This window comes from Rhizobium sp. ERR 1071 (assembly GCF_007828675.1).
In the GTDB taxonomy this organism is placed as follows: Bacteria; Pseudomonadota; Alphaproteobacteria; order Rhizobiales; family Rhizobiaceae; genus Rhizobium; species Rhizobium dioscoreae.
On the sequence record NZ_VITM01000004.1, the window covers coordinates 588,046 to 614,265 of the forward strand.

Below are 26,220 nucleotides of genomic sequence, written 5' to 3' on the forward strand. Positions count from 1 at the left end.
GCGGGAACGACATTTATCGCTCCAATTCATAAGTCTATACGACGATGGCCCTCTACCGCTTTGTCAATTGCAGGCTAGATTGCCCTCATGCAGCGGAGCCGTCACGGCTCATCGCAGGAAAGGATGGTCATCATGGATATCACGAGGAACGGTGCGCAGCCCTCCGGCAAAGGCCCTTCGGATTGGTTCACCGGTACTGTCCGGATAGACCCGGTCTTTGTGGCTAATGATGCGCGGCGCGCCGCAGCGAGCAGCGTCACGTTTGAACCTGGTGCGAGGACGGCATGGCATACCCATCCGCGCGGCCAGACCTTGATCGTCACCGTCGGCCTGGGTCTCGTTCAGCGCGAAGGGGGGCCGGTCGAAGAGATCCGGCCCGGAGATGTCGTCTGGTTCGAACCGAATGAGAAGCACTGGCACGGTGCTTCGCCGACGACAGCCATGACCCATATCGCCATCCAGGAACACCTTGACGGCAAGGTGGTGGACTGGCTGGAGCATGTGACGGACGAGCAATATCACGCGAGGTGAAGGTCCAACCCGTGGTCGGCCAGCACCGAGCGGATCGCTTGCAGGCAATCAACTCTTGCCATAAGTCAGCCTCACGAGGTCAATATAGATGGAACCCTGTCGCTTCCACGGCACGTCCTAACGATCGAATGCCCCGCGACGTAACTGGCCTCGCGATGGCAGCAATATGGATGGGGAAATATCATGCTTCGGCTTGTGATTGGCGCGGCTCTTGCGCTTGCAGCGCTCACCTGGTCCAACGCGCAATGTATGTAAATGCCGACGGGTTTTCCCCTACTGTCGGGCAGCGTATTTGCCGCCGATTGAACTCGGCGTAATCAGGCAGATGTCGCCATAGCGGCGGTGCTGGCCGTAGGCAGATAAGTGTTCGGTTGCATCGCCGCGTAGTGTCGATGCACTGGCACGAATCGAGGATATCCGATGACCTCTGTTGAGCGTCCCATGCCGAGCGAAGCCGGCATCCTGCAGTTCATGGAGATTTGCGATTCCTTCTATCCGCCGGATGCGGTAACGGCCTCCATCGCGCAACAGCGCCAATGGTATGACGCACTATGCGCTCGTTTCGATCGCCCTTTACCGGAGGGCATGCAGACCGCGGATGATCTTGTATCCGGAACGATTCCCGTCAGGCGTTACAAGCCCGCCAATATCCGTACGACAACGAAGCTTCTCTATCTCCATGGTGGCGGCTTCGTTGTCGGTTCGCTCGAGAGCCATCATGCGATCTGCGCCGAGATTGCCGATCATGCCGGCGCCGAACTGGTCTCGGTCGATTACCGGCTGGCGCCGGAATATCGCTGGCCCGCCCAGACGGATGATTGTTTCAACGTTCTCAAGCAGCTGCTCGCCGAGAAGAGGCCGGTCGTGCTGATCGGCGATAGCGCCGGCGGCAATCTCGCGGCAGGGCTGGCGGTGCGCGCGCAGGCCGAGGGGCTTTCGGGCATTGTTGGCCAGATCCTGATCTATCCCGCACTCGGCGGCGATCTCGTCTCCGGCTCCTATGAAGAGATGGCCGAGGCGCCGGGCCTGACGACGGCTGATGTCGCCTATTACCGCACCGTTCTGCAGGCGCCAGAAGGCGATCCGGTCGCAGGACCGCTTGCCTTAGCCACCATGGCCGGCCTTCCGCCAACCTTCATTACCGTTGCGCATTACGATCCACTGCGCGACGATGGCCGCAACTATGCGGCGCGTCTCGCACAGGCGGGCGTCGAAGTCTGGTTCCGCGAGGAGCCGCAGATGGTGCATGCCTGGCTGCGGGCACGGCATATGAGCGAAGGTGCGCGGGCCGGCTTTGCCGCCATCTGCGCAGCGGCAAGCCGGTTTGCGGGGTCGCGCTGAACTACATCAGGTCGCGGGCGATACGTTTCTCCTCGAAGGTCTTCCGGAAGATTTCGGTCTCGCCCTCATAGGCAACGACGGAGGCGCTGATGATCCAGTCCTTTGCCGCGCAGGATATGGACGATGTCGCCACCGTGCGAACGAACCAGCTGGGGCGGCTCATGTCACAGGTCCATGTCGAGATGCCTGTCATCGATAGCGGATCGTCCGGCGCGATCGACCAGACCTCTTCGCGCAGCTGCCGTGTGGAAAGTCCGGTGCCGGGATGTTCGGAGAGGCCGGTGTCCTCATGAATTTCATAGCGGGTGACGCCGGCCGAGAGATCGCGCATCACCTGCCGCTTCGTCGAGCCTGGTGCGTGTTCGATATATTTCGGCAGCGGATCGGGATTGTCAGGCTGCTTGATGTCGATGATCTCATGCGCACCGAGCTTCGGCAAAGCAAGGCCGATGGAGGCGATGTCGATCGCCAGGCCCGGATCTTCCGGTGGCGGCAGGACCATCGGCCAATAGGCTGTCGACAGCGACAAGCGGATGCGGTGCCCCTTGCGGAAACGATAGCCGCAGGCATCGAGCGTCACAGTCACTCTGACCTGCTGACCCTTGATCAGCGGCTCCGGCGCGGCATCGCCGTTGCGGTGGGCGAGGTTGAGCACGCCGAAGGAAACGCGCGTTGCCGTGCCGTCCGGATGGATATCGACGAGCCTTGCGCAGAGATTGGCGGTTTCGGCGTCGCATCTGAGCGTCAAGGTGACGACGGGGCGGCCGAGATAGTCGTGATCCTCGATCAGCGGCGCGGTTTGGAAGGTCAGCGAGCCGGCATCGTCGACGCGTTGATCGATCGCCATTTCCGCATCCGGCTTCAGGGTGAACCATTCGCCCGAGGCCGTACCCGTGTCGAGCGGCGAGCGCAGATAGACGGGATGTTCCGGTGCGTGCGGGATTGGCATGCCTTCCATCAGCGTGCCGAATTGCTCGACATAGAAACACTGCATCTCTGGCTGCTGCCATTCTTGCTTCGCGATCCAGAAACCGGGGTCGAAGTCGCGGCGTTTGGCGGGCTTTATGGCGTCAAGAATATAGGCACGCACCGATGGCATGGCCTCCGCGCCGTTACGTTCGCCACGCAGCCAGTGGTTCCACCAGGCGATGGCTTCTCCGTGGAAATCGACCCGCGGCTTCGGCCAGGCGAAATGCGGATATTTGTGAACCCACGGGCCGATCAGCGCCTTCGCCTTATCCCCGAGGCCTTCGACCGCCAACAGCGGCGTATTGCGGTAACCGTCAGCCCAGCCGGCGATGACGATGGCGGGGATATCGAAGCCTGCAAAATCTTCGCAGATCGAGCCATGCCGCCAGAAATCGTCACGACGCTGGTGCTGGAGCCATTCTTCCATGAAGAAGGGTTCCTTTTCCAGGCGCTCCAGCCACATATCGCGCCAGTCGTCGCCAACGATGGCCGGGTCGGGTGAGCGCGATTGATAGCCGAGCATGGTCGCCGCCCAGGAGAGTTGGGCGGAGAGATGGCAGCCGTTCTTGTAGTGGATATCGTCGTTATATCGATCGACCGTGGAGGCGATCGAAATCACCGCTTTCAACGCGGGCGGCTTCAGCGCTGCGACCTGCAGGCAGTTGAAACCGCCCCAGGAAATGCCCATCATGCCGACCGACCCATTCGACCACGGCTGTGCTGCGATCCAGGCAATCAGCTCGCAGGCATTCGCAAGCTCGAGCTCTGTATATTCGCCATCGATGACGCCGCTGGATTCGCCGGAGCCTCTGATATCGACACGAACGCCGGCAATGCCTGCTGCAGCGAAGACCGGGTAGGTGGATTCGTCACGCGGACTTGTCCCGTCGCGCTTGCGGTACGGCAGGAACTCGAAAACGGCAGGCACGGGATCGCTCTCCGCCCCTTCCGGCATCCATATGCGCGCGGCAAGCCGCGTTCCGTCCTTCAGGGTGATCCATTGATTTTCGATGGTGGTGAAGCTGCGCTCGGCCATGATCATATATCCAGAAGAGGTTTAGGCATTAAACCATACACGGCTGCCGATGTAGCCATTCGACATATCGTTGCCGATATCGTCCACGTATCCCTTCAGCGTCTTCGAAGAGGCCATGATGTAGTCGTTGAAGACGGGCAAAATCAGGCCACCATCGTCTCGCACCATCACTGCCAGCTGTCGATAAAGCACCTTGCGTTTGGCTTCATCGAGCTCGGATCGCGCCTGCAACACCAACTTGTCGAAGTCGGGGCGCTTGAAGCGCGTATCGTTCCACTCGGCGGTTGACAGGTAGGAGGTGGAGTAGCGCGAATCCTGCGTAGGACGGCCGCCCCAGAAGGATGCGCAGAAAGGCTGCTTGTTCCAGACATTGGTCCAGTAGCCGTCTTCCGGTTCGCGCTTCACGTCGATCGCAATGCCGGCCTTGCGTGCGCTTTGCTGGAACAGGATCGCCGCATCCACCGCGCCTGGAAACGCTGCGTCTGACGTCAGCAGCTGAACGGGGCGATCGAGACCCGATTTCTTGAAGTGGAAGGCGGCCTTGTCTGGATCATAGGGGCGCTGTTCGATATCGGTCGGCGCGAGCGCGTAGTTGGAATTGACCGGATAGTCATTGCCGATCGTCCCGTAGCCGCCCAGAACCTTGTCGAGGATCGACTGGCGATCGATCGCATATTTCAGCGCGAGCCGAAGATCGGCGTTGTCGAAGGGCGCCGTGTCGCAATGCATCAGGAAGCAGTAGAAGCCCTTGCCGGCATTGCGGACGATCTCGACGGTCGGTGCCCGCTGCAGCATCGGCACGGTTTTCGGGTCGACATTGTTGACGAAATGAACCTGACCGGAGGCGAGCGCTGCAATGCGGGCGGTGTTGTCGTTGATGACGAGGATTTCGACGCTGTCGACGAAGCCCCGGTCAGAGCGCCAATCCCTAGGGTTCTTCTCGAAGGTGGCACGAACACCCGGCTCGAAGCTCTTCAGAATGTAAGGGCCGGTGCCGATAGCTGCCGCCGGCTTGTCGACGCCGCCCTTCGGCTGGATGATCAGGTGGTAATCGGTCAAAAGCAGAGGCAGATCCGCATTGCCCTCGGAAAGCGTGAGGACGAGATCGCCCGCCTTTTCTTCGATGCCGGTGATCGAGGCCATAAGCCCAAGAGCACCCGACTGCGAATTCTTGTCCGCATGCCGCTTCAATGTCGCGACAATGTCGGCGACCGTCATCTTGCTGCCGTCGTGAAACTGCACATCGTTGCGGATCTTGAAGGTCCAGACGGAAGCGCCAGCCGAGGGCGTCCAGGAGGATGCTAGCGACGGCAAGGGAGCGCCGGTCTTCGGATCGGATTCGAGGAGCGTATCGCCCCAGAGGCGGCCAATGACGAACAAGACGGAGGCACTATAGGTTGCCGGGTCGAGCGCATCGCTGGTGGCGCCGCCCTTGAGGCCGAGTTTCAGATGACCACCGCGCTTCGCTTCCTGTGCTTGAGCATCGCGGGGCATTAGGAGGCCGGAGGTGAGTGCCGGCAGTGCACCCAGCGCGGCTGCCCCGCCGAGGAAGTGGCGGCGGCCCATATTCAGCTGAGAAGATTGATCTTTTTGTTGCGTCATGACAGTTCCCTCGTTTCCATTTTGTAGGTGAGAACGTAGAGGCCGGCTCAGCCCACGCAATTTCGCGACTTGACGCATCTTTAAGCAAGTTTACGCTAGTCGTCGTCAATGCGGAGCTACCGATGCCTCACTTGGTCGAGAACCTCAAAATTGCCTGCGCAACGCAACGCTCCATTTCGCATCTGTGCCGCGCAATCGATATCAACCGGCAACAATTCAACCGGTACATCAACGGCCAGACGAGACCGTCTGCCCACAATCTGGCGCGCATCGCCAACTATTTCGATCTTGATGCAGCCGACTTTAGCCTCGCTCCGAAGCTGTTTCGTGAACGTCTTCGAAAACCTGCCCTCGGCGTCAATGAAGGTTCCGATCTCCTCAAAGCGTTTCCCGGAAACCTGATCGCGCTCAGGCGTCACATCGGCTATTTCCAGACCTATCATCGTTCGCCGTCCTGGCCCGGAATGGTTGTGTGTTCGTGCAGTCGTCTGATCGAGCAGGGTGGGTTGGTGCACGTCAAGTCGATGGAACGTCTGCGCGATCCTGGAAATGGCATTCAGCAATTCTCGAAATATGTGGGTTTGGCGGCGTTTTATCGAAACCGCATCTTCATCACGGAGCGTGTGGTAGGCCCGAATTCCATGTTGTCGCAGACGATCCTCCTGCCCTTCGACGAGCACCAGCGCGTCTATCTGCGCGGGACGACAATGGGCGTCTCCTGGCGAAGGGAAAACCTCCCCTACGCCTCGCGGATGATCTGGCGGCATGTGGGTGCCGAGCCTGATCTGCGAGAACTTCTGTCGCGCTGCGGACCGCTGCCGCTGTCATCGCGGCAACTGCCGCCGACGGTACGCTCGTTTCTTGCGGATCCCTCGGCCGAAGTGTATGCGGTGCCAGCCGAGTATTGACGACACCGATTGCCGAAGGGCTTTGTTAGTCTTCGCGGGGGCTCAACAGCGAAAAACCCAAAATGCAAGAAAAAGTTGTGCTTCTACGGAATATATTAAGGATCGCTTTATAAGAATGGCGGTCATCATATCGTTTAGTGACGCATACTTCGACATTTTGGGGATGCCTAGATGCTTTTCTCTGCGAGAATGGATGCAGATCCCAGTGCGTGTGCCTATATCAACGATCTGCTTCGCCAAGAAGCAAAGGTTAATTTGGACCGCGACGCCGACATTCCCGATGCCGTTTCAGTCAACCGGATCTTGAATTTCATCAAGCGCTTGTGGAGCGAAACCGGGGAGGAGCTGGATGTCAATGTCTTCTATCGCCATCGCACCCTCGATGTCCTCGGCCTTGCAATTTCCAATCACGAAGACCTCTCAGTCTCTCCGAAAATCATAGAGCTCCGTGGCGGGGAGGGCGCGGCGCCGTTGCTGCTATTTGCCGGCGGAGCAAGCTGCTTCCTGGAAATGCAGCAATTGATCAAGGAAATTCGCTTTCCAGGACCGATCCTTGGCGTTGCATTGACGGCCTTCAATCGCGATCGTCGACATCCGGCCACGGTGGAAGACGAGATCCAAAGCACGCTGAGAGCGCTGCAGGCCGCAGGGATCAGCGAGCCATATCGATTGCTCGGTTATTCGTTTGGTGGTGTTTTTGCCTTGGAGCTTGCCCGCGTCCTGAGAGCGCAGGGGCAAAAGATTGCATTCCTTGGCATGCTTGATACCCCGTTTGGCGAGCAGGAGTGGCCGCTGACGACGTGGGGCAGGTTCATGTGGCAACGCTGGAGGCGCGCCCGAACCAGAAAGAAGAACCTACGGAAAACCGATTCTCAGCCACGCCGTCAAGTATCGGCTCAGGCCAGCAGGTCGGTTATCGAGCGACGAGAACTCCTCGCAAAAAAACTGAAGCCCCTTTCTTTCCGTTACGCCGATCCGCATTCGGCCTATTATCCGGAGCTGGCGCCGCAATGGATGGGCGATTATCCGCCGCTCTATGATGCAGCTGCCAGACAACTCCTGCGTATGAAGGGTCTTTATAAACCGAGCTGTTATGACGGCGAGCTGACCTTCTACCGCAGCCTGCAAGGCTCACCGGTCGATTGCGATCCCAAGACCATATGGAGGCGTTTTCTTGCGCATGCGGATTGGGTCGATGTTGCCGGCAACCACCAGAGCATGATTGTCGGTCGCAATGCCGGCACGCTTGCTCGCGAACTCAGCGCGCGCCTGCTGCGCTGAGCTTTCAATTTCCGGCGCTCTCCATCTTTCGGGTCGTCAGTACGCGCTCCAGCCAGCCGATCTCCATTTCGGGAACGGATTTCAGCAGCAAGTCGGTGTAATCGTCGAAGGGCGGCGACAGTGCTTGCGATTTCGGGCCGAAGCGAACGAGCTTGCCGCGATGCATCACCGCGACGCTATCGGCGATGGCGCGCACGATAGCGATGTCATGCGTGATGAAGACGTAGGAGAGATGCGACTCTTCCTGCAGCTTCAGGAGCAGTTTCAGAATGCCTTCGGCAACCAGCGGATCGAGCGCCGAGGTCGGCTCGTCGCACAGTATGAGTTCCGGCTTGGCTGCGAGCGCGCGCGCGATGGCGACACGCTGTTTCTGGCCGCCCGATAGCTCGGCCGGATAGCGGTCGATGAAACCGTTGCTCATCTCGATCTGATCGAGCAGTTCTTTCACACGTGCGGTCTTTGCTGCACCATGCAGGCCATCATAAAAGGTCAGTGGACGGCCGATGATATCGCGCACGGTCTGACGCGGGTTCATGGCGGTATCCGCCATCTGGTAGATCAGCTGGATACGTCGCAGTTCCTGCCGCGAGCGGTCTTTCAAGGCAGGCGTCAGCGGCTTGCCGTCGAAAGAAATCCGCCCGTCGCTCGGCGGCAGCAGGCCGGTGATGACGCGGGCAAGCGTCGATTTTCCGGAACCGGACTCGCCGACCACTGCCAAAGTCTGGCCTTTAGGAACGTGTAGAGAAACATCATGTAATACTCTGAAACCATTGGAGTATTGCGCGCTGATATTTTCGATTTTCAAAAGCGCGCTCGTCTGATCGGCGGCTTCTGCACGTATCTCCTGGCGGACGTTGACGAGAGCGTGGGTATAGTCCTGTTGCGGCTCCTCGATGATCTGCTGGACGCTGCCATATTCCACCGTCTTGCCGTGCCTCAGCACCATGATGTCGTCGGAAATCTGGGCAACGACGGCAAGGTCATGGGTGATGTAGAGCGCAGCGGTATGCGTCTCCTCAATGGCGTGCTTGATCGCTGCAAGCACATCGATCTGCGTGGTGACATCGAGCGCGGTCGTCGGTTCGTCGAAGACGATCAGTTCCGGATTGGAGCAGAGCGCCATGGCGGTCATGGCGCGCTGCAGCTGGCCGCCGGAAACCTGATGCGGATAGCGGTCCCCGAAAGTTTCCGGATTGGGAAGGCCAAGCACGCGGAAGAGATAGAGCGCCCGCTTCCTTGCCTCCTCCTTCGTCATCAGGCCATGCTTCACCGTTGCTTCGATGACCTGATCGCCCAGCCGATGCGCCGGATTGAAGGCGGCCGCTGCCGATTGCGCGACGTAGCAGACCCGTGCCCCGCGGATCCGGCGGATGCCGGACTTGCCGAGCGGCAGGATGTCGGTGCCGTCGAGCAGCACCTGGCCGCCGGTAATCTCGGCGCCGCCACGGCCGTAGGCGAGGGCGGAAAGGCCGATGGTGGACTTGCCGGCGCCGGACTCGCCGATCAGCCCGAGCACCTTGCCTTTCTGCAAGTCGAAGGAAACGCCATCGACGATGGTGACGCGTTTCGGCGGCTCGCCCGGCGGATAGCTGGTTGCCTCTATCTTGAGATTACGGACGGAAAGAAGCTCAGGCATCGCCACGCCCTCCCTTGAGGCTGGAGGTGCGCCTTAGGAGCCAGTCGACCACCAGATTGACACAGATTGCGAGTGCCGCAATGGCGGAGCCCGGCACGAGCGCGGCTGAAATCCCGAAGATGATGCCGTCCTTATTGTCCTTGACCATGCCGCCCCAGTCGGCTGCCGGCGGCTGGATGCCCAAGCCGAGGAAGGACAGGGTGGAGAGAAACAGGATCGAGAAGGCAAAGCGCAGTCCGAATTCCGCTAGCAGCGGCGACAGCGTATTCGGCAGGATCTCGCGGAAGATGATCCAGATCTTGCCTTCGCCGCGCAGCTTAGCGGCTTCGACGAATTCCATGACCGCGACATCCAGCGCTACGGCGCGGCCGAGGCGATAGACGCGGGTGGAATCGAGAATGGCCATGACGAGGATCAGCACGATCAGGTTCTGCGGCAGGACTGCGAGCACCACGAGCGCGAAGATCAGCGTCGGGATCGACATCATCAAGTCGTTAAAGCGCGAAAAGACCGTGTCGATCCATCCGCGCGAGACGGCGGCGGTAAAGCTGAGGATGATGCCGAGCGAGAAGGAGATGATCGTTGCCGCCAGTGCGACGAAGAGCGTCGTGCGGGTGCCATAGATCAGACGCGAGAGGATATCGCGGCCGAGATTGTCGAGACCGAAAAAATATTGCGCATCGGCCGGCTGCCAGACGTTGCCGACGACTTCCGTCTCGCCGAAAGGGGCGATCCAGGGCGCGAAGATCGCGCAGATAAAGGCGATCAGAATACCTGTCATGCCGACCCAGGCGGTGATGGGAATGTCTCTCAATCTCATCGCGGATGCCTCAGACGCGGGTTGGCGATGATGGCGAGAATATCGGCCGTCATGTTGAGGAAGATGTAGACGGCGGCAAAGATCAGGCCGCAGGCCTGGACGACAGGCATATCCCGCACCGTCACCGCATCGACCATGTACTGGCCCATGCCCGGATAGACGAAGACAACTTCGACGACGACGACGCCGACGATGAGATAGGCGAGGTTCAGCGCGATGACGTTGATGATCGGCGCCAGCGCATTGGGGGCGGCGTGCTTGACGATGGCGCGGAAGGCGGAGAGCCCCTTCAGTTCCGCCGTTTCCATATAGGCCGAAGACATGACGGAGAGAATGGCCGCCCGCGTCATGCGCATCATGTGAGCGAGTACGACAAGGACCAGAGTTGCGGTCGGAAGCGCGATTGCCTTCAGCCGATCGACGAAGCCCATGCCGTCGAAAACTGTGGCCGGAAAAGTCGCGATACCGAATTTGACCGAGAAGAACATGATGAGGAGATAGCCGATGAAGAATTCCGGCAGAGAGATTGCCGCCAGCGAGATGACATTGATGATCTTATCAGGCATTCGGTTCCTGAAATGGACGGCGAGCATGCCTAGGCAAACCGCCAGCGGCACCGAAATCAACGCCGCAAAGCCGGCTAGAAACAGCGAATTGCCGAGCCGCTTGCCTATTTGCTCGCCAACTGAATTCTTGCTGGCCCAGGAGGTGCCGAAATCGCCCTTGACGGCATTGCCGAGCCATTCGACATAGCGGGTGACAACCGGCCGATTGAGGCCAAGCTCTTCGCGGATATTCGCGACCGCCTGTGGCGTTGCCGACTGGCCGAGATAAGTGGTGGCGAAATCGCCGGGCAGGGCTTCGAGCCCGCCGAAGATCAGGACCGAGACGGCAAACAGCAAAATGATGCTGAGCACGCAACGCTCGATAATGAGGGATAGCAGCGGAAAACGCTGCTTGAACCTCAGCCCGGGCAGAACGGTGCCGGGAGGTGAATTGGACATGGCCGATGCCTCGCACTGAGAGCGGTTCCATGTTTTACAGGAATCGCTGTGCCGCTCTCTCTTGTTGTTTTACGCAATTCCGAATGGAAAACAGCTGCGCATTTTCCTGAAATTGCCTGAAACGTCGGGAGGACCGCGAAAGGCTTTCGCGGTCCCGGCTGCGTTGGAGATCAGGGCGTTCTCGCCCGCTTCAGGCATCAAGCGTCCAGCCAGACGCGGGTCGCGACATAGCCGTTCGACATGTCATTGCCGATATCGTGGACATAGCCCTTCACCTGCTTGGTGGAGGCATTCACGAAATCGTTGAACATCGGCAGGATGACGCCGCCTTCGTCGCGCACCATCATTGCCATGGCGCGATAGAGCTCCTTGCGCTTGGCTTCGTCCAGTTCGGAGCGGGCCTGAAGCAGGAGTTTGTCGAAGTCGGGGCGCTTGAAGCGCGTGTCGTTCCAGTCCGCCGTCGAGAGATAGGCGGTGGAATACATCTGGTCCTGCGTCGGCCGCCCGCCCCAGTAGGAGGTGGAGAAGGGCTGGACGTTCCAGACGTTCGTCCAGTATCCGTCGCCCGGCTCGCGCTTGACCTCGATATTGATCCCCGCCTTCTTGCAGCTTTCCTGATAGAGAACTGCGGCATCGACGGCGCCGGGGAAGGCGACTTCGGAGGTGCGCAGCAAGACCGAACCGCTATGGCCAGACTTTTTGTAGTGGAAGGCGGCCTTGTCGGGATCATATTTGCGCTGCTCGATGCCTTCGGGGAAGAGCGCATAGGTGCCGTTGATCGGGAAGTCGTTGCCGACCTTGCCGTAGCCGCCAAGAATCTTTTTGACCATCGTCTCGCGGTCCATGGCGTATTTCAGTGCCAGGCGCAGGTCGTTGTTGTCGAAGGGCGCCTTGTCGCAATGCATGATGAAGACGTAATGGCCGCGGCCGGCGGTGGCCAGGATTTCGACGTTCGGCGCACGCTTGAGAAGATCCACGGTCTTCGGATCGACACGGTTGATGTAATGGACTTGGCCGGATGAGAGCGCGGCGATGCGAGCCGTCGCATCGTTCATGCAGATGATTTCGACACTGTCGACGAAGCCGCGGTCGGTACGCCAGTCGTCCTTGTTGCGCTCGAAGGTGGCGCGTACGCCGGGCTCGAAGCTGACCTGCTTGTAAGGGCCGGTACCGATCGAGGCGAGGGGATCGTCATAACCGCCATTCGGCTGGATAACGAGGTGATAGTCGGTCAGAAGCAACGGCATGTCGGCGTTGCCTTCGGTCAGCGTCAGGATGAGATTGTCGCCATCGGCCTTGATCTCCTTGATCGACTTCATGACGCCCAGCGCGCCGGATTCCGATTTCGCATCCGTATGGCGCTTGAGCGTGGCGACGACGTCGTCGATCGTCAGGTCCTTGCCGTTGTGGAATTTCACGCCCTTGCGGATCTTGAAGGTCCAGGTGGCGGCATCCTTCGACGGCTCCCAGGATTCAGCGAGCGAGGGAACGGCGGCGCCTGTCAGCGGGTGAGATTCCACCAGCATGTCGCCCCAGCAGCGGCCGATGCAGAACATGACCTGTGACAGGAATTTTGCCGGATCCTTGGAATCGGTTGCAGCACCGCCTTCAAGGCCAAGCTTCAGATGGCCGCCGCGCTTCGGTTCGGCTGCCATTGCACTTTCGGTAAAGAGCTTGTCGGCGAGCGTCAAAGTCACGCCCGCGGCCATTGCGCGTCCCATGAATTCGCGGCGGCTAAGCCCGCCGGCGGTAACGCGGCTGGTCAGATATTTCGTATAATCGTTCATTCCCCTGTTCCTTCTTCTTGCCGTGTTGACAAAGCTCCCGAGCAAGCCACTTCAGGTCACGGTTCCTCTTCCGCCTGAAGCCTGTTGCCCGCGAGCATGCGGGAAATTCAGCGGTTGCTGCCGCCTCCTACCTTCCTTTCCAGATGGGGGCTCGCTTCTCTGCGAAAGCCCGTGCGCCTTCCAATTGATCTTCGCTCGAATAGAGGATGTCGACGGTTGAAAACTGCCGTTTGGTGATCTTGTTCATGGCAGTCTGAAACGTCGAACCCTCCGCTTCACGAACGATTTCCTTGATCGCTGCGTAGACGAGCGGCGGACCGCTTGCGAGCAGGCGGGCGAGCTCCCAGGCCCTGTCCATCAGCTTGTCGGCCATGACGATCTCGTTGACGAAGCCCCAGCGATGCGCCTCTTCGACGTTGAGCCAGCGGCCGGTCAGCAGCATGTCCATGGCGATATGATAGGGGATGCGCTTCGGAAGCTTGATCGACGCCGCATCGGCGACGGTGCCGGAGCGGATCTCGGGCAACGCGAAGGTCGCGTGCGGCGCGGCTATGATGAGATCGGTCGACAGAGCGATTTCCAGCCCGCCGCCGCAACAGATGCCGTTGACGGCGCAGATGATCGGCTTGTTGAGGTCGCGCAGTTCCTGCATCCCCCCGAAACCGCCAACGCCATAGTCGCCATCGACGGCGTCGCCATCAGCGGCGGCCTTCAAATCCCAGCCCGCGGAAAAGAATTTCTCGCCGGCGCCGGTCACGATGGCGACGCGCAGATCTGGGTCGTCGCGGAAGTCACGAAAGATCAAACCCATCTTGCGGCTGGTCGCCAGGTCGATGGAGTTCGCCTTGGGCCGATCGATGATGACCTCGAGGATGCCGTCTTCGGAGCGGGTTCGAATGGGGTCTTGCAACTTCCGCTACCTCCTTCGCCGGATGAGGGCATCCGCCGCAATGGCGCCCCGAGATTCTGCTAGAACCATCAATGGATTAATGTCTAGTTCTTCAAGATGTGCGGCGTTCGTTACGACATATTCTGCCGCTGATAGGACGGCGTCAGCAACGATTTCAAGGCTGCTGCCGGTATCGCCGCGATAGCCCTCAATCAGTTTCCGGACCTTCAGCCGCGAAATCCGCTCGAGAACCTCGGCTTTCGTCACGGGGAGTGGCAAAACGACGGAATCCTCAAGCAATTCCACGAGAATTCCGCCCGCGCCAACGGTTAGTGTCAAGCCGACGACCGGATCGCGGACCGCGCCAACGATCAGCTCCGCGATAGGGCGATCGATCATCCGCTCGACAAGGAATCCGTGTGAGAAACCGGCCATGCCTTCGGCCGCGTCTCTGACAGCATTCCTATCCCATAGGTTGAGCTTAACCGCGCCGACATCGGACTTGTGCTCGACACCGAGCGCCTTGAGCGCCACCGGAAAACCGAGTTGTTCCGCGCAATCGGCCGCTTCGCTTGCCGTGGCGGCGGTCCTGCCTAGTGGGACGGCGAGGCCCGCAGCGGCAAGTTCCGCCTTGGCGGCAGCTTCGCTCAGGGTCTCGACCTCGCCTTCGGCGGTGGAAGCGCTGAGAAGCGGCAATGGTTGCGGCCTATTCCATGCCCTGGCAATGTCGCTGGCCATATCCGCTGCGGTCAACGCCTCGCTGATACCGCAGAGCGGCACGATGCCGCTTTCGATCAGCCGTTGTGCGATCGCCTCCGGCATGTTTTCGGGCAAGGTCGCCAGAATGCCGGCGCGGGCACCCGTCCGCTTCGCGGCCGCGGCAACCGCTGCAACAGTAATCATCCAGTCGGCGCCATCACAACGATCCGCGCGCGGGAAGTCGAGAACGAGCAGATTGAGGGCATAGCCGCCGGCGAACATGGCGCTGAAAGCCTCCGTCTGCCGGCCCAGATCGCCCCAGACGAAGGTGTGATAGTCGAGCGGATTGGAAAGCGTCACCATCGGGCCGAGAGTTGCGCGCAGGGCAGGAAGCTGTTCGGCTTTCAACGCACGAAACTCGATAGTCCGGCCCACGGCAGCATCGGCCATCAGCGACGCCTCGCCGCCCGAACAGCTCATCGACGAGATCGCATTGCTCTCGAGCGGGCCAGCGACATGCAGGAGTTTCAACGTCTCGATCAGCTCCGGCAGCGTCGAAACGCGGCCGATGCCGAGGCGGTCGAGAACGGCGTCGGCCACTGCATCGCTGCCAGCAAGTGAGGCGGTGTGCGAAACGGTGGCGCGTTGAGCCTGTTCGGATTTGCCGACCTTCAGTGCGACGACGGGCTTCTTCAGCTCTCGGGCGCGCATGGCGAGCCCTTCCAGCGCCCTTATATCGCCGAAGCCTTCGATATGCAGACCGACGGCCGTCACACGCGGATCTTCAAGGACGGCTCGGGCAAGGTCCGACAGGCCTGTCTGCGCCTGGTTGCCCGCCGTCATCAGATAGCTGATGGGCAGGCCGCGCCTCTGCATGCTGAGATTGATGGCGATATTGGAGGACTGCGTAAGGATCGCAACGCCGCGCTCGGTTCTGACAATGCCATGCTGATCGGGCCAGAGCAGGGCGCCGTCCAACCCGTTGATCATGCCGTAGCAATTCGGCCCAACGATCGGCATGCTACCTGCCCCTTCGACGAGCGCGCGCTGCAAGTTCGCGCCATCAGCCAGTTCGGCCACAGCCTCACTGAAGCCTGAGGCATAGCAGACGGCGCCGCCGGCGCCTCTGGAGGAGAGCTCCCTCACGATATCGACGGTAAGCGCCCTGTTAACGCCAACGAAGGCGGCGTCCGGCGCGTCAGGCAGGTCGGCGACCGAGCGATAGCAGCGGCGGCCAAGCACGCTTTCCTGTGTCGGATGCACCGGCCAGATTTCGCCGGCAAATCCCATGCGGTCGCATTGCTCGATGACGCGCCGTGCCTCTCTGCCGCCGAAGACGGCGATCGTTTTGGGTCGGATCAGGCGGTCGAGCGAACGCTGGGTCATGGGCTCATGCTCCGAACGGCCGAAGCAGGTCGCGGCTGATAATGTGCCGCTGGATTTCCGAAGTCCCGTCCCAGATACGCTCGACGCGGGCGTCGCGCCAGAAGCGGGCAAGCGGCAGATCGTCCATCAATCCCATGCCGCCGAAGATCTGGATCGCCTCGTCGGTGACGCGGGCAAGCATTTCCGACGCATAGAGCTTGGCCGATGCGATTTCGCGATTGGCCGGGATGCGGGCATCGAGCTTCCAGGCGGCCGACAGCGTGAGCAGATCGGCCGCGTCGATCTCGGTAATCATGTCGGCAAGCTTGAAGGACACGCCCTGATTGGCGCCGATCGGCTTGCCGAATTGCTTGCGCTCGGCCGCATAGGGCAGGGCAAGATCAAAAGTGCGGCGTGCCCGGCCTACACAGGTGGCGGCAACCGTCAGGCGGGTCCCGTAGAGCCACTGATTGGCAAGATCGAAGCCCCGATGCACCTCGCCGAGCACCTGAGACCTCGGCAGGCGGCAATCAGTGAAATTCAAGATGCAGTTGTGATAGCCGCGATGGGAGACCGAGTCATAGCCTTTGACGATCTCGAAGCCCGGCGTGCCGCGATCGACCAGGAAGGCCGTAATCTTCTTCTTGACGCCTCGATGGGTATCCTCCTCGCCGGTGGCAGCAAAAACGATGACGAAATCGGCGACATCGGCATGCGAGATGAAATGCTTCGTGCCGTTGAGCACGAAATCGTCACCATCCTGCCTTGCCGCGCATTTCATGCCGCGCATGTCGGAGCCGGCGTCCGGCTCGGTGATGGCAAGTGCATCGACCCTTTCCCCGCGCACCGCCGGCAAGAGGTAACGCTCGCGCTGCTCGCCCTCGCAGGCCATCAGGATGCCGGATGGGCGGCCGAAGAAGACCGTAAGTCCCATCGAGCCGCGGCCGAGCTCACGTTCAACAAGCGTGAAGGTGACGTGATCGAGCCCGGCGCCGCCGATCTCCTCCGGGAAATTGCAGGCATAGAAGCCGAGCTCGATGCATTTGCGCTTGATTTCCAGCCCAAGATCGGGCGGCACGAAGCCGGTGCGCTCGACCTCGTTTTCGTGCGGATAGATCTCCGTCTCGACGAAGTCCCTGACCGTCTTGACGATCATCTCCTGTTCTTCGCTGAGCCCGAAATTCACGATCGCTTCCTCCTAGCGTTTTTGTCCCACATGACGGCCGGCTCCCTCCGGCATGGCCAAGGCTGCATGCGCGGCAGTAATAGGCATCAGCTTCGCCAACACCTCCTCCGGTGCGGCAACGGCTTTGCCTGCTTTCGCATCGACATGAAGCAGCATCTGTTCGGCGGTGGCGATTATTTCGCCGCTGGCGCTGTTATGCAGTGCATGGAAAACATGCAGCCGCTTTTCGTCAGATGCGAGGATCTGCGCCGTCGAATGGATGGCCTGTCCGAGCTTGGCTTCGCCGAGATGGCGGATATGTGTCTCCACCGTGTAGTAGCTATGGCCGCGCTCAACATAGGCGAGATCGACGCCGATCAGCCGCAACAGCGCATCCGACGTGTCGCCGAACACCTGCAGATAGCGATGCTCGGTCATATGGCCGTTATAGTCGACCCATGCGGGGCTGACCTTGGTATCGATCAGGCGCAGCGGCTTTGTAACATCCAGCCCCTGCTTCTCTCCGCCACCTGCGGCCCAAAGCTGCTGTTCGAAATCCTTCAGCAGTTTGCCGGCGCCCCAGCCTTTGCCGCCATGGCTTCCCTTTAAGCTCTGAAGGATGCCGACGAGGTTCTCGTCGCGGATGCGCTCGAGTTCGCGGATCGACAGGCCATCGGCCTGATCGTCCGACTGCTGGCCGATCTTTTCGACAAGCGCATCGTCGAGATCGACGACATCCATCAGCTTCGTCCAGTTCCATTGTAGGGCAGGGCCGAATTGCGCGAGGAAATGCCGCATGCCCGCTTCCCCGCCGGCGATGCGATAGGTCTGGAACAGACCCATCTGCGCCCAGCGCAGACCGAAGGAATAGCGGATCACATCGTCCAACGTCTCGACGGTGCAGATATCGTCCTTGATCAGCCACAAGGCCTCGCGCCAGAGCGCTTCCAGCAGGCGGTCGCCGACGAAAGCTTCGATCTCCTTGGCGATATACACACCCTTCATGCCGATGGGCGGCAGGCGGTCCATCGCCGCCTTGATCGTGGCAGCACTGGTCTTTTCGCCGCCGACGATTTCGACGAGCGGCAGCAGATAGACGGGATTATAGGGGTGAGCGACGAACAGGCGCTCAGGATGACGCATGTCGCGTTGCAGGTCGGTCGGTAGCAGCCCCGAAGTGGATGAGCCGATCAGCGCATCGGGCTTTGCGGCCGCATCGATCTGCGTCAGCACGTTGCGCTTGAGATCCAGCCGCTCGGGCACGCTTTCCTGGATCCAGTCAGCGCCGGCGACGGCTGCTTCCAGCGTCTCCTTGAACGTAAGCTTGCCGCGCGGCGGAAGCGGCGCGCCGGTCAGCATCGCATAGGCTTTTTCGGCGTTATCAAGAACTTCGCCGACGATGCGGGTTGCCTCAGGATGCGGGTCGTAGACATCCACATCGATGCCTGCCAGCAGGAAGCGGGCGATCCATCCGCCGCCGATGACGCCGCCGCCGATGCAGGCCGCCTTGTTGATCTTGGTCATCGGGGCCTCAGCGCTTCGTCAGTTTCAGCTTCTTGCGGACATCTTCAGGGCCGATGATGCGCGCACCCATGCCTTCCACCACCTGCACCGCTTTTTCGACGAGCTGCGCGTTGGTCGCGAGCATGCCCTTGCCGGCATAGAGATTGTCTTCCAGCCCGACACGGACATTGCCGCCGGCAAGGATGGCGGCCGCTGGATAGGCCATGGCGTTGCGACCAATAGAAAAGGCCGAGAAGGTCCAGCTTTTGGGAACGTTATTGACCATCGCCATAAAGGTGTTGAGGTCATCGGGCGCCCCCCAGGGGATGCCCATGCAGAGCTGGATGAGGACCGGATCCTCGATCAAGCCCTCCTCGGCAAGCTGTTTGGCAAACCAGAGATGACCGGTGTCGAAGGCTTCGATCTCCGGGCGGACGCCGAGATCGGTCATCTTCTTTGCCATGGCCCGTAGCATCGAAGGCGTATTGGTCATGACGTAGTCGCCAAGATTGAAGTTCATCGTGCCGCAATCGAGCGTGCAGATCTCCGGCAGGCACTCGGCGACGTGGCTGACGCGCTCGGTGGCGCCTGCCATATCGGTGCCCTTGGCATTCAGGGGCAGGGGGCTCTCGACATCGCCGAAAATCAGGTCGCCGCCCATGCCGGCCGTCAGGTTCAGCACGACATCGATGTCGGCCGAACGGATACGGTCCGTGACTTCCCTATAAAGTTCGTTGCGGCGGCTGGCAGCGCCCGTTTCGGGATCGCGGACATGGCAGTGAACCACTGCCGCTCCAGCCTTGGCGGCGTCGATCGCGGAGTCGGCGATCTGCTTGGGAGTGATCGGAACATGGCTGGATTTCGAAACCGTGTCGCCGGCACCGGTCACGGCACAGGTGATGAAGACATCGCGATTCATCGCAAGAGGCATTTTTGTTCTCCCTCGTATTGAGGACATTACGAGCCATGAGACGCTTTCGTGCTTTGCATTATCGGAAGCATTCGATACAGTTTCGGAACGCTTGGAGGAATGCGTGATGCTGGCATCGGCAAACGAGACACTCGACATCGATCTCCTCATCCTTCCGGAGACGAACTTGATTCTGATCGCGTCGGTGATCGAACCCTTGCGCGGGGCCAATCGCATTTCCGGAGCCGAGCTTTATCGCTGGCGCCTTTTCACGCCGGACGGCTCTCCCGCGGAGACGACGAGCCTTATCCCGGTGCCAGCTTGCGCAAGCTTTCGGCCGACATCGGATGCGACGCCACTTTTTGTGCTCGCCAGTTACAATTGGCGGCGCAACGCCACGCAGGCGCTGAAAATGCAATTGTCGCAGACCGCACGCCATCGCTCGATGATTGCCGGCATCGAGTCCGGGACGTGGCTGCTTGCCGAGGCGAGCCTGCTCGATAATGTTTCCGCTGCCGTCCACTGGGAGGATTACGACGATTTCGCGCTCGCCTATCCGCAGGTGCGCGCGGTCAAGGACCGCTTCGTCATCGACGGCAAGCGGATCACCACGGCCGGCTCTCTGCCGACCGTCGATCTCATGCTCGAGATCATTCGGCGGCGGCAAGGCTATTCGTTGGCCCTCGAAGTTAGCCGCCTGTTCATTTACGAGCCGGCGAGCACGCAGAGTGTGGCAGAACTTTCGCCATCGACGGCCGGCTTGCGCATGCGCGATCCGCGCGTGGCGCAGGCAATCCGCCTGATGGAGGACCATATCGAACAGCCGCTGGTGCTCACGCGTCTCGCCCGCCGTGTTGGTGTCAGTGCACGCCATCTTCAGGCGCTTTTTCAGGAGAGCATCGGCGCGCCGCCGCATGTGCATTATCTGGCGTTGAGGCTCAATGCAGCGCGGCGCAAGGTCATCGAGACGAAAGCCTCCTTCGCCGAGATTGCAGCCATGACAGGTTTCAATTCGGCATCGGCCTTTTCGCGTAGCTATCGTGCCAGCTTTTCCGAAAGTCCCTCCGGCACGCGCCGCAGGCTGCGCCGTCGCATTACGGCTGCAGCAGAGCCGACATAGGCTGGAACGCCTCGCGCACCATTTCGGCCAGTTCCCGGATCGCCTCGCTCGAATGATAGGGGTTGCGGCGAAGCACGACGCGCGATGAATCCACAGGCGGAAAACCGTCGTCACTCGTCAGTTCGCGGCAACCGTTCGGAATGTTGCTGCGCGATAGCGTGGTCACGGCTAGCCCGGCGGAGACGGCGTTCTTCAAGCCCGAGCTCGTGTCGGCGATGAAGGCGATACGATAACGCCGCCCAATTTGCTCCAACGATTTCAGAGCGAAGTCGCGACACCATGTCGAATCCCGATAAACGGCGATTGGCATTGGGGTCGCCTCATGCACACGGTGCACCAACGATGTCACCCAGACCGTCGGGTCGATGCAGAGAACCTCGCCTTTGCTCTGGTTGTTCCAGTCAAAGACGACGGCCAGATCCAGTTCATCCTTTTCCAGCGCGGCCAGGTTATGTGCCGTGTAATCGCAGGAGACGGTCACTTCGACGGCTGGATGCCTGACTGCGAAAGCGGCTAAGGCGGCGGGAAGAATGGTCTGGCTATATTCCTCCGGAATCCCGATCCGGACCGGGCCGTCGAGCGGTTTGGTGCGAATATTTGCCGCCGCCTCGTTTAGAAGCTCGATCACGCGCTGCGCGTAGGGAAGCAATTGAGTGCCGGCTCGGGTGAGGACGGCCCCCCGGGCACTTCGTTCGAAGAGCGTTTCGCCGATCGTATCCTCGAGCCGCTTGATCTGGGCGCTGACGGCCGATTGCGTGCGGCCGATCCTTTGAGCGGCGGTGGAAAAATTGGACGTCTCGCTGATGACGAGGAAGGTCCGCAGAAGGTCGCTCTCAATGGGTTCACGCATTGGGGTCACAAATATTTCTGATAGCTACTATCTCTACTATTCGTTTGCCTGATGTCAAATATCGGCGCACACAGGAGCGTTCCTTCGTTCCTCCGAGTCCATACATGACATTCCAGTTTCCGGCCCGCTCCGCTTTTGCCAGCGAATATGAGAGGGGCGTTATACTTGTGGCGACAGCAATGCTTGCGTGGAGCTGCAGCGGCATCTATGCGCGCCTGCTGACCACGGACATATGGACGGCGATCGCCTGGCGTTCGCTGTTCGGTGGCTTGTTTCTGTTGATTCCCAGCTTTTTCCTCGAAGGTGGGTTTTCCAGGCGGCAATGGGCATCGATCTTTCACCCTGCCGGACTGGCGATGCTGGCCTGCCAGACCATCAGCCAGGCCTGCTTCATCGGCGCGCTTTACACGACCACGGTTGCGAACGTGACCATGATCTATGCGACGGCGCCGTTCATTGCCGCCTTCCTCAGCTGGACTATGCTGAAGGAGCGGGTCGCGAAGCGCACATTGGTGGCCGGCGGTATCTGCCTTATCGGCGTTGCTGTTATCGTTGCCTCGTCGATCGGCGGTGGTACAGGTGTCGGCGATCTGCTGGCGCTCGGCATGACTGTTACCTTCGCCCTCATCATCGTCATCCCGCGCATGGACCCGAGCATCCCGATCCTGCCGTCGAGCGTCGTCAGCGGGCTTTTGACCTTCGTGGTCTTCGTGCCCTTTGCCTCGACAAGCTCGGTGGACGTTCACAACTGGCTTCTGCTCGCCGCATTCGGGGCGACGAATTTCGCGCTTGCCTTCGTTCTTTTCCTGTTCGGATCAAGAAAGATGCCCGCCGCCGACGCCGCTCTCATCAGTTCGATGGAAATCGTGCTGACGCCGTTCTGGGTGTGGCTCTTCTTCTCGGAGATGCCGCCGGTTGCCACTTTTGTCGGCGGAGCGATCATCTTCGCGACGATCGTCTGGCATACCGCGATCGATCTGCGGCATAGCCGCCGCCGTCGCGCACCCGTCAATGGGCTATAGCCATAACCTCTCGTCTCAGCAAAGATAGCGGATCGAGCCTCGACTTCATAAAGCGATGAAAGTGACATGACCTCCAACGATCCCTTGCTCCAGCCCTATCAGCTCAAGCACCTGACACTGAAGAACCGCATCATGTCGACAGCGCATGAGCCGGCCTATTCGGAAGGCGGCATGCCGACGGATCGTTACAGGCTCTATCATCGCGAGAAGGCAAAGGGCGGCATCGCGCTGACGATGACGGCGGGCTCGGCGATTGTATCGGCCGATTCGCCGCCGGCCTTCGGCAATCTCCATGCCTATCGCGATGAAATCGTGCCCTGGCTGAAGAAGCTTGCCGACGACTGTCACGAGTTCGGGGCTGCTGTCATGATCCAGCTGACCCACCTCGGCCGCCGCACCGGCTGGAACAAGGGCGACTGGCTGCCGGTGCTGGCGCCATCGCCGATCCGCGAGCCGGCGCATCGCGCCTTTCCGAAGACGGCTGAGGATTGGGATATCGAGCGGATCATTGGGGACTTTGCCGCGGCGGCGCAACGCATGCAAGCCGCCGGCCTGGACGGTATCGAGATCGAAGCCTATGGCCATCTGACCGACGGCTTCTGGTCACCTGCAACGAACCGGCGTGAGGACGAATTCGGCGGCTCGCTTGAAAACCGCATGCGTTTCTCGGTGATGGTGACGCAGGCCATCCGCAAGGCTGTCGGCCCGGATTTCATCGTCGGCATGCGCATGGTGGCTGACGAGGACTGGGAAAAGGGGCTCTCGCGGGAGGAAGGCGTCGAGATTGCCAGGCGGCTGGTGGCCTCCGGCAATATCGATTTCCTCAATATCATTCGCGGCCATATCGATAGCGACGCGGCTCTCAACAATGTCATTCCCATCCAGGGCATGGCATCGGCACCGCATCTCGATTTTGCCGGCGAGGTGAGGGCAGCGACGAAGTTCCCTGTCTTCCATGCCGCCCGCATCGGCGATGTCGCCACCGCGCGTCACGCGATTGCGGAAGGCAAGCTCGATATGGTCGGCATGACGCGCGCGCATATCGCCGATCCGCATATCGTCAGCAAGATCATGACGGGCCAGGAGGCCAATATACGCCCCTGCGTCGGCGCAACCTACTGTCTCGACCGCATCTATGAGGGTGGCGAGGCGCTCTGTATTCATAATGCGGCAACCGGCCGCGAGGCCGAGATGCCGCATCGGATCGAGCGCGCGGCGGCGTTGCGCAAGGCTGTCGTCATCGGCGCCGGGCCTGCGGGCCTGGAAGCGGCGCGTGTGCTGGCTGAGCGCGGCCATAAGGTCGACGTGCTGGAGGCGAGCAGCAAGGCTGGCGGACAGGTGAATCTGCTCACGCGCAACCCGCGCCGCAAGGAGATGATCGGCATCATCGATTGGCGGCTGGCGGAGCTGGAGCGGTTGGGCGTCACGATCCACTACGACGTCTATGCGGGAGCTGATGAAGTCCTGGCGTTCGAGCCCGATCTCGTCGTCGTGGCGACGGGCGGTATCGCGCAATCTCCGGAGCTGGAGAGCGGCGACAGCCTTTTGACCTCCTCCTGGGACATTTTGGCCGGCGCGGTGAAGGCCGAGGGTCAGGTCCTGCTTTATGACGACAATGGCGGACATCCGGGCATGTCGGCGGCCGAAGTCATCGCCAATGGCGGCGCCGAACTGGAGCTTGTCTCGCCGGAGCGCTTCTTTGCGCCGGAGATGGGCGGCATGAACCATGTGCCCTATGCCAAGACCTTCGCCGAGAAGAATGTCCGTGTCACCATCAATACGAGGCTGAAATCGGTGCGGCGCGATGGCAATGCGCTCGTCGCTGTCCTCGGATCGGATTTCTCGGAAGAGACGCAATGGGAACGCAGAGTATCCCAGGTGGTCGTCGAGCACGGTACCATCGCGAATGATGAACTTTACCTGGAGCTGAAGCCCTTATCGCGTAACTTGGGCGCGGTCGATTATCCGGCATTGATCGCCCGCCGCTCGCCGCTGCCCGTCAAGAACGAAGCCGCTTCCTTCGATTTGATCCGCATCGGTGACGCGATCGCTAGCCGTAATATCCACGCGGCAATTTACGACGCGCTGCGCTATTGCTCGCTTCTGTGAGCCGAGCGGACGGTCAGGCTGCGCTCGAATTTTCACCAAGAATATTATTTATATCAATGCGATGTAATAAATACCTTGGGTGATAAATGAAGTTCTGGCGCCGCAGTGAGGCTACCAGACCGCCTTAATTTTGAAACAAAATGTAACAAGTTATAACACCCTGTTACCGGCCGAATCGTTATATTCGGGCATGTGAGTGAACGAGAGGTGTTTGATGCTGGCTACCCATGCGCCGTCCCCTTCGCGGACCGATGTCCTGATCTGTCTGGATAATCAACAAATTGCCTCGCGCATCAGTTCGCTTCTATCACAACAGGGATTGACGGTCGCAGCCATACCGACGGCCGGCCTTCAGGAGTGGTTCGATCCAACCGGTTGTCACCTGGTGGTGACGCATACCGCGATGATCGGAGACGTGCGGAGGCGGCTGAACTTGCCGGTCGTCAATATCGAGACTTTCATATTCGAGCGCCCTGATCATGTGACCGAGGGGGCTGCGCGGCAGTTCGACGGCAACGCCTTCGTCAAGCGCATTTTTTCCGTTATGAACGGTACGCAAAGGCGCGCGGCTGAGTGATTTAAGTCAGCGGTTGCTGTCTCCTATAATCGCTGCTGGCTGGCCTTGTCGAAGAAATGCAGGTTCGGTGTCTTGAGCGAGATCTGAATTGTCTGGCCCGGCACGAGTTCGGCTCGCTCTCTCATTACCCAGGTTAATTCCTTGCCCTCAAGATCGAGCGCGACATGCGTTTCGGAGCCGGTAGGTTCGACGACGGTCACGGTTGCGCTAACGCCGGCCTCCGTGGCAAACGAGATATCTTCTGGACGTATGCCGAGAATGACCTCCCGACCCTCCGATTGAGCCGGAGCGCTGGCGAGTTGGATGCGTGTGCCGGTTGGCAATATCAATTCCGGCGATGCACCGCCGGTAAGCTTGCCTTCAAGAAAATTCATGGCTGGAGAACCGAGGAAACCGGCCACGAAGACATTTTTCGGCCGGTCGTAAAGTTCGAGCGGCGAGCCGACCTGTTCGACCTTCCCGCCCTGCAGCACCACGATCTTGTCGGCCATAGTCATGGCCTCGATCTGATCATGCGTCACGTAGACGATCGTGGTTTTCAGGCGCTGATGCAGCGCTTTGATCTCGGCCCGCATCTTGACGCGCAGCTTGGCGTCGAGATTGGAAAGCGGTTCATCGAACAGGAAGACCTTGGGATCGCGCACGATGGCGCGGCCCATGGCGACGCGCTGGCGCTGGCCGCCGGAAAGCTGGGCGGGCTTGCGATCCAATAATGGTTGCAGGCCAAGTATCTTGGCGGCCTCGCCGACCTTCTGATCGATTTCGGCACGCTTTGCGCCGGCAAGCTGCAGCGCGAAGCCCATGTTCTGCGCCACCGTCATCTGCGGATAGAGTGCGTAATTCTGGAATACCATGGCGATGTCGCGATCTTTCGGCGGCAGGTCGTTGACGATCCGGCCGCCGATGGAGATTTCACCGCCGGTGATGTCTTCCAGCCCGGCGATCATGCGCAGCAATGTTGACTTGCCGCAGCCCGAGGGACCGACGAGAATGACGAATTCGCCGTCCGAGATTTCGACATCGACGCCATGGATAATGTTTACAGCGCCATAGGACTTCCTGACGTTCTTGATGGTCAATCCGGACATAACTTTTT

The 26,220-nt window shown here is 60.2% G+C and carries 21 protein-coding genes; 8 read left to right on the top strand and 13 right to left on the bottom strand.

Features of this window, described 5'->3' with window-relative positions; genetic code table 11:
- The first annotated feature begins 129 nt into the window (after positions 1-129).
- Both FBZ99_RS17420 and FBZ99_RS17425 read left to right on the top strand, forming a co-directional pair.
- On the top strand, positions 130-531 hold the full coding sequence (locus FBZ99_RS17420) for a (R)-mandelonitrile lyase (protein ID WP_145634180.1): 402 nt from the start codon (positions 130-132) through the stop codon (positions 529-531).
- Between the two features lie 420 nt (positions 532-951).
- A complete protein-coding gene (locus FBZ99_RS17425) occupies positions 952-1,872 on the top strand; it encodes an alpha/beta hydrolase (RefSeq protein ID WP_145634131.1) in 921 nt (306 codons plus the stop codon).
- Position 1,873: 1 nt separating this feature from the next.
- Here FBZ99_RS17425 and FBZ99_RS17430 read toward each other — a convergent pair whose 3' ends face one another.
- Positions 1,874-3,877: a CocE/NonD family hydrolase gene (locus tag FBZ99_RS17430; protein ID WP_145634134.1), complete on the bottom strand. Its 2,004-nt coding sequence runs from the start codon at positions 3,875-3,877 to the stop codon at positions 1,874-1,876.
- A 21-nt stretch (positions 3,878-3,898) separates the two neighbouring features.
- Positions 3,899-5,479: an ABC transporter substrate-binding protein gene (locus FBZ99_RS17435; protein ID WP_145634136.1), complete on the bottom strand. Its 1,581-nt coding sequence runs from the start codon at positions 5,477-5,479 to the stop codon at positions 3,899-3,901.
- A 122-nt stretch (positions 5,480-5,601) separates the two neighbouring features.
- On the opposite strand from FBZ99_RS17435, the gene FBZ99_RS17440 reads away from it, so the two are divergent.
- The gene (locus tag FBZ99_RS17440; RefSeq protein WP_113351097.1) at positions 5,602-6,387 is read left to right on the top strand and encodes a helix-turn-helix domain-containing protein; all 786 of its coding nucleotides are present in this window, start codon (positions 5,602-5,604) and stop codon (positions 6,385-6,387) included.
- Positions 6,388-6,576: 189 nt separating this feature from the next.
- Entirely contained in the window at positions 6,577-7,668 is a 1,092-nt protein-coding gene (locus FBZ99_RS17445; protein ID WP_233788762.1) for a thioesterase domain-containing protein, read from the top strand.
- A 4-nt stretch (positions 7,669-7,672) separates the two neighbouring features.
- Here the strand turns inward: FBZ99_RS17445 and FBZ99_RS17450 are convergent, their stop codons facing one another.
- From FBZ99_RS17450 to FBZ99_RS17490, 9 genes are all read right to left on the bottom strand, one after another.
- Positions 7,673-9,304 (bottom strand): ABC transporter ATP-binding protein, encoded by a 1,632-nt coding sequence (locus FBZ99_RS17450; protein ID WP_113351099.1) that lies wholly within the window; start codon positions 9,302-9,304, stop codon positions 7,673-7,675.
- Positions 9,297-10,124 carry an ABC transporter permease gene (locus tag FBZ99_RS17455; protein ID WP_113351100.1) on the bottom strand — a complete coding sequence of 276 codons (828 nt, stop codon included), beginning with the start codon at positions 10,122-10,124 and terminating at the stop codon, positions 9,297-9,299. The genes FBZ99_RS17450 and FBZ99_RS17455 overlap by 8 nt, the downstream gene beginning before the upstream one ends.
- Positions 10,121-11,128 carry an ABC transporter permease gene (locus tag FBZ99_RS17460; RefSeq protein WP_113351101.1) on the bottom strand — a complete coding sequence of 336 codons (1,008 nt, stop codon included), beginning with the start codon at positions 11,126-11,128 and terminating at the stop codon, positions 10,121-10,123. The genes FBZ99_RS17455 and FBZ99_RS17460 overlap by 4 nt, the downstream gene beginning before the upstream one ends.
- Positions 11,129-11,325: 197 nt before the next feature.
- Positions 11,326-12,915 (bottom strand): ABC transporter substrate-binding protein, encoded by a 1,590-nt coding sequence (locus tag FBZ99_RS17465; RefSeq protein WP_113351102.1) that lies wholly within the window; start codon positions 12,913-12,915, stop codon positions 11,326-11,328.
- 127 nt (positions 12,916-13,042) lie between these two features.
- A complete protein-coding gene (locus FBZ99_RS17470) occupies positions 13,043-13,825 on the bottom strand; it encodes a carnitinyl-CoA dehydratase (RefSeq protein ID WP_113351103.1) in 783 nt (260 codons plus the stop codon).
- Positions 13,826-13,831: 6 nt separating this feature from the next.
- Positions 13,832-15,889 carry an acetate--CoA ligase family protein gene (locus FBZ99_RS17475; RefSeq protein ID WP_113351104.1) on the bottom strand — a complete coding sequence of 686 codons (2,058 nt, stop codon included), beginning with the start codon at positions 15,887-15,889 and terminating at the stop codon, positions 13,832-13,834.
- A 4-nt stretch (positions 15,890-15,893) separates the two neighbouring features.
- Positions 15,894-17,054 carry an acyl-CoA dehydrogenase family protein gene (locus FBZ99_RS17480; RefSeq protein ID WP_113351105.1) on the bottom strand — a complete coding sequence of 387 codons (1,161 nt, stop codon included), beginning with the start codon at positions 17,052-17,054 and terminating at the stop codon, positions 15,894-15,896.
- 12 nt (positions 17,055-17,066) lie between these two features.
- Positions 17,067-18,557, bottom strand: a complete 1,491-nt coding sequence (locus FBZ99_RS17485; protein ID WP_113351106.1) for a carnitine 3-dehydrogenase — start codon at positions 18,555-18,557, stop codon at positions 17,067-17,069.
- Positions 18,558-18,564: 7 nt separating this feature from the next.
- On the bottom strand, positions 18,565-19,467 hold the full coding sequence (locus tag FBZ99_RS17490) for a 3-keto-5-aminohexanoate cleavage protein (protein WP_015342966.1): 903 nt from the start codon (positions 19,465-19,467) through the stop codon (positions 18,565-18,567).
- A gap of 106 nt (positions 19,468-19,573) precedes the next feature.
- On the opposite strand from FBZ99_RS17490, the gene FBZ99_RS17495 reads away from it, so the two are divergent.
- Positions 19,574-20,566, top strand: a complete 993-nt coding sequence (locus tag FBZ99_RS17495; protein WP_113351107.1) for a GlxA family transcriptional regulator — start codon at positions 19,574-19,576, stop codon at positions 20,564-20,566.
- Here FBZ99_RS17495 and FBZ99_RS17500 read toward each other — a convergent pair.
- Complete coding sequence (locus tag FBZ99_RS17500) at positions 20,541-21,416, bottom strand: LysR substrate-binding domain-containing protein (protein WP_113351108.1); 876 nt, start codon at positions 21,414-21,416, stop codon at positions 20,541-20,543. The two genes, FBZ99_RS17495 and FBZ99_RS17500, sit on opposite strands and share 26 nt — an antisense overlap.
- A gap of 104 nt (positions 21,417-21,520) precedes the next feature.
- Here FBZ99_RS17500 and FBZ99_RS17505 point away from each other — a divergent pair, with 104 nt between their 5' ends.
- The 3 genes from FBZ99_RS17505 (at position 21,521) to FBZ99_RS17515 (ending at position 25,124) form a co-directional block, all read left to right on the top strand.
- On the top strand, positions 21,521-22,438 hold the full coding sequence (locus FBZ99_RS17505; protein WP_113351109.1) for a DMT family transporter: 918 nt from the start codon (positions 21,521-21,523) through the stop codon (positions 22,436-22,438).
- A gap of 66 nt (positions 22,439-22,504) precedes the next feature.
- Positions 22,505-24,547 carry an NADH:flavin oxidoreductase gene (locus tag FBZ99_RS17510; RefSeq protein WP_113351110.1) on the top strand — a complete coding sequence of 681 codons (2,043 nt, stop codon included), beginning with the start codon at positions 22,505-22,507 and terminating at the stop codon, positions 24,545-24,547.
- Positions 24,548-24,761: 214 nt separating this feature from the next.
- Positions 24,762-25,124 (top strand): hypothetical protein, encoded by a 363-nt coding sequence (locus FBZ99_RS17515; RefSeq protein ID WP_113351111.1) that lies wholly within the window; start codon positions 24,762-24,764, stop codon positions 25,122-25,124.
- A 23-nt stretch (positions 25,125-25,147) separates the two neighbouring features.
- Here FBZ99_RS17515 and FBZ99_RS17520 read toward each other — a convergent pair whose 3' ends face one another.
- The gene (locus tag FBZ99_RS17520) at positions 25,148-26,212 is read right to left on the bottom strand and encodes an ABC transporter ATP-binding protein (protein ID WP_113351112.1); all 1,065 of its coding nucleotides are present in this window, start codon (positions 26,210-26,212) and stop codon (positions 25,148-25,150) included.
- Positions 26,213-26,220: the final 8 nt, after the last annotated feature.

Excerpts from the sequence above, each read along its gene's own strand:
- FBZ99_RS17425 (WP_145634131.1), top strand. The coding sequence starts at position 952 with ATGACCTCTGTTGAGCGTCCCATGCCGAGCGAAGCCGGCATCCTGCAG.
- FBZ99_RS17430 (WP_145634134.1), bottom strand. The coding sequence starts at position 3,877 with ATGGCCGAGCGCAGCTTCACCACCATCGAAAATCAATGGATCACCCTG.
- FBZ99_RS17435 (WP_145634136.1), bottom strand. The coding sequence starts at position 5,479 with ATGACGCAACAAAAAGATCAATCTTCTCAGCTGAATATGGGCCGCCGC.
- FBZ99_RS17440 (WP_113351097.1), top strand. The coding sequence starts at position 5,602 with ATGCCTCACTTGGTCGAGAACCTCAAAATTGCCTGCGCAACGCAACGC.
- FBZ99_RS17445 (WP_233788762.1), top strand. The coding sequence starts at position 6,577 with ATGGATGCAGATCCCAGTGCGTGTGCCTATATCAACGATCTGCTTCGC.
- FBZ99_RS17450 (WP_113351099.1), bottom strand. The coding sequence starts at position 9,304 with ATGCCTGAGCTTCTTTCCGTCCGTAATCTCAAGATAGAGGCAACCAGC.
- FBZ99_RS17455 (WP_113351100.1), bottom strand. The coding sequence starts at position 10,124 with ATGAGATTGAGAGACATTCCCATCACCGCCTGGGTCGGCATGACAGGT.
- FBZ99_RS17460 (WP_113351101.1), bottom strand. The coding sequence starts at position 11,128 with ATGTCCAATTCACCTCCCGGCACCGTTCTGCCCGGGCTGAGGTTCAAG.
- FBZ99_RS17465 (WP_113351102.1), bottom strand. The coding sequence starts at position 12,915 with ATGAACGATTATACGAAATATCTGACCAGCCGCGTTACCGCCGGCGGG.
- FBZ99_RS17475 (WP_113351104.1), bottom strand. The coding sequence starts at position 15,889 with ATGACCCAGCGTTCGCTCGACCGCCTGATCCGACCCAAAACGATCGCC.
- FBZ99_RS17485 (WP_113351106.1), bottom strand. The coding sequence starts at position 18,557 with ATGACCAAGATCAACAAGGCGGCCTGCATCGGCGGCGGCGTCATCGGC.
- FBZ99_RS17490 (WP_015342966.1), bottom strand. The coding sequence starts at position 19,467 with ATGCCTCTTGCGATGAATCGCGATGTCTTCATCACCTGTGCCGTGACC.
- FBZ99_RS17495 (WP_113351107.1), top strand. The coding sequence starts at position 19,574 with ATGCTGGCATCGGCAAACGAGACACTCGACATCGATCTCCTCATCCTT.
- FBZ99_RS17500 (WP_113351108.1), bottom strand. The coding sequence starts at position 21,416 with ATGCGTGAACCCATTGAGAGCGACCTTCTGCGGACCTTCCTCGTCATC.
- FBZ99_RS17505 (WP_113351109.1), top strand. The coding sequence starts at position 21,521 with ATGACATTCCAGTTTCCGGCCCGCTCCGCTTTTGCCAGCGAATATGAG.
- FBZ99_RS17510 (WP_113351110.1), top strand. The coding sequence starts at position 22,505 with ATGACCTCCAACGATCCCTTGCTCCAGCCCTATCAGCTCAAGCACCTG.
- FBZ99_RS17515 (WP_113351111.1), top strand. The coding sequence starts at position 24,762 with ATGCTGGCTACCCATGCGCCGTCCCCTTCGCGGACCGATGTCCTGATC.
- FBZ99_RS17520 (WP_113351112.1), bottom strand. The coding sequence starts at position 26,212 with ATGTCCGGATTGACCATCAAGAACGTCAGGAAGTCCTATGGCGCTGTA.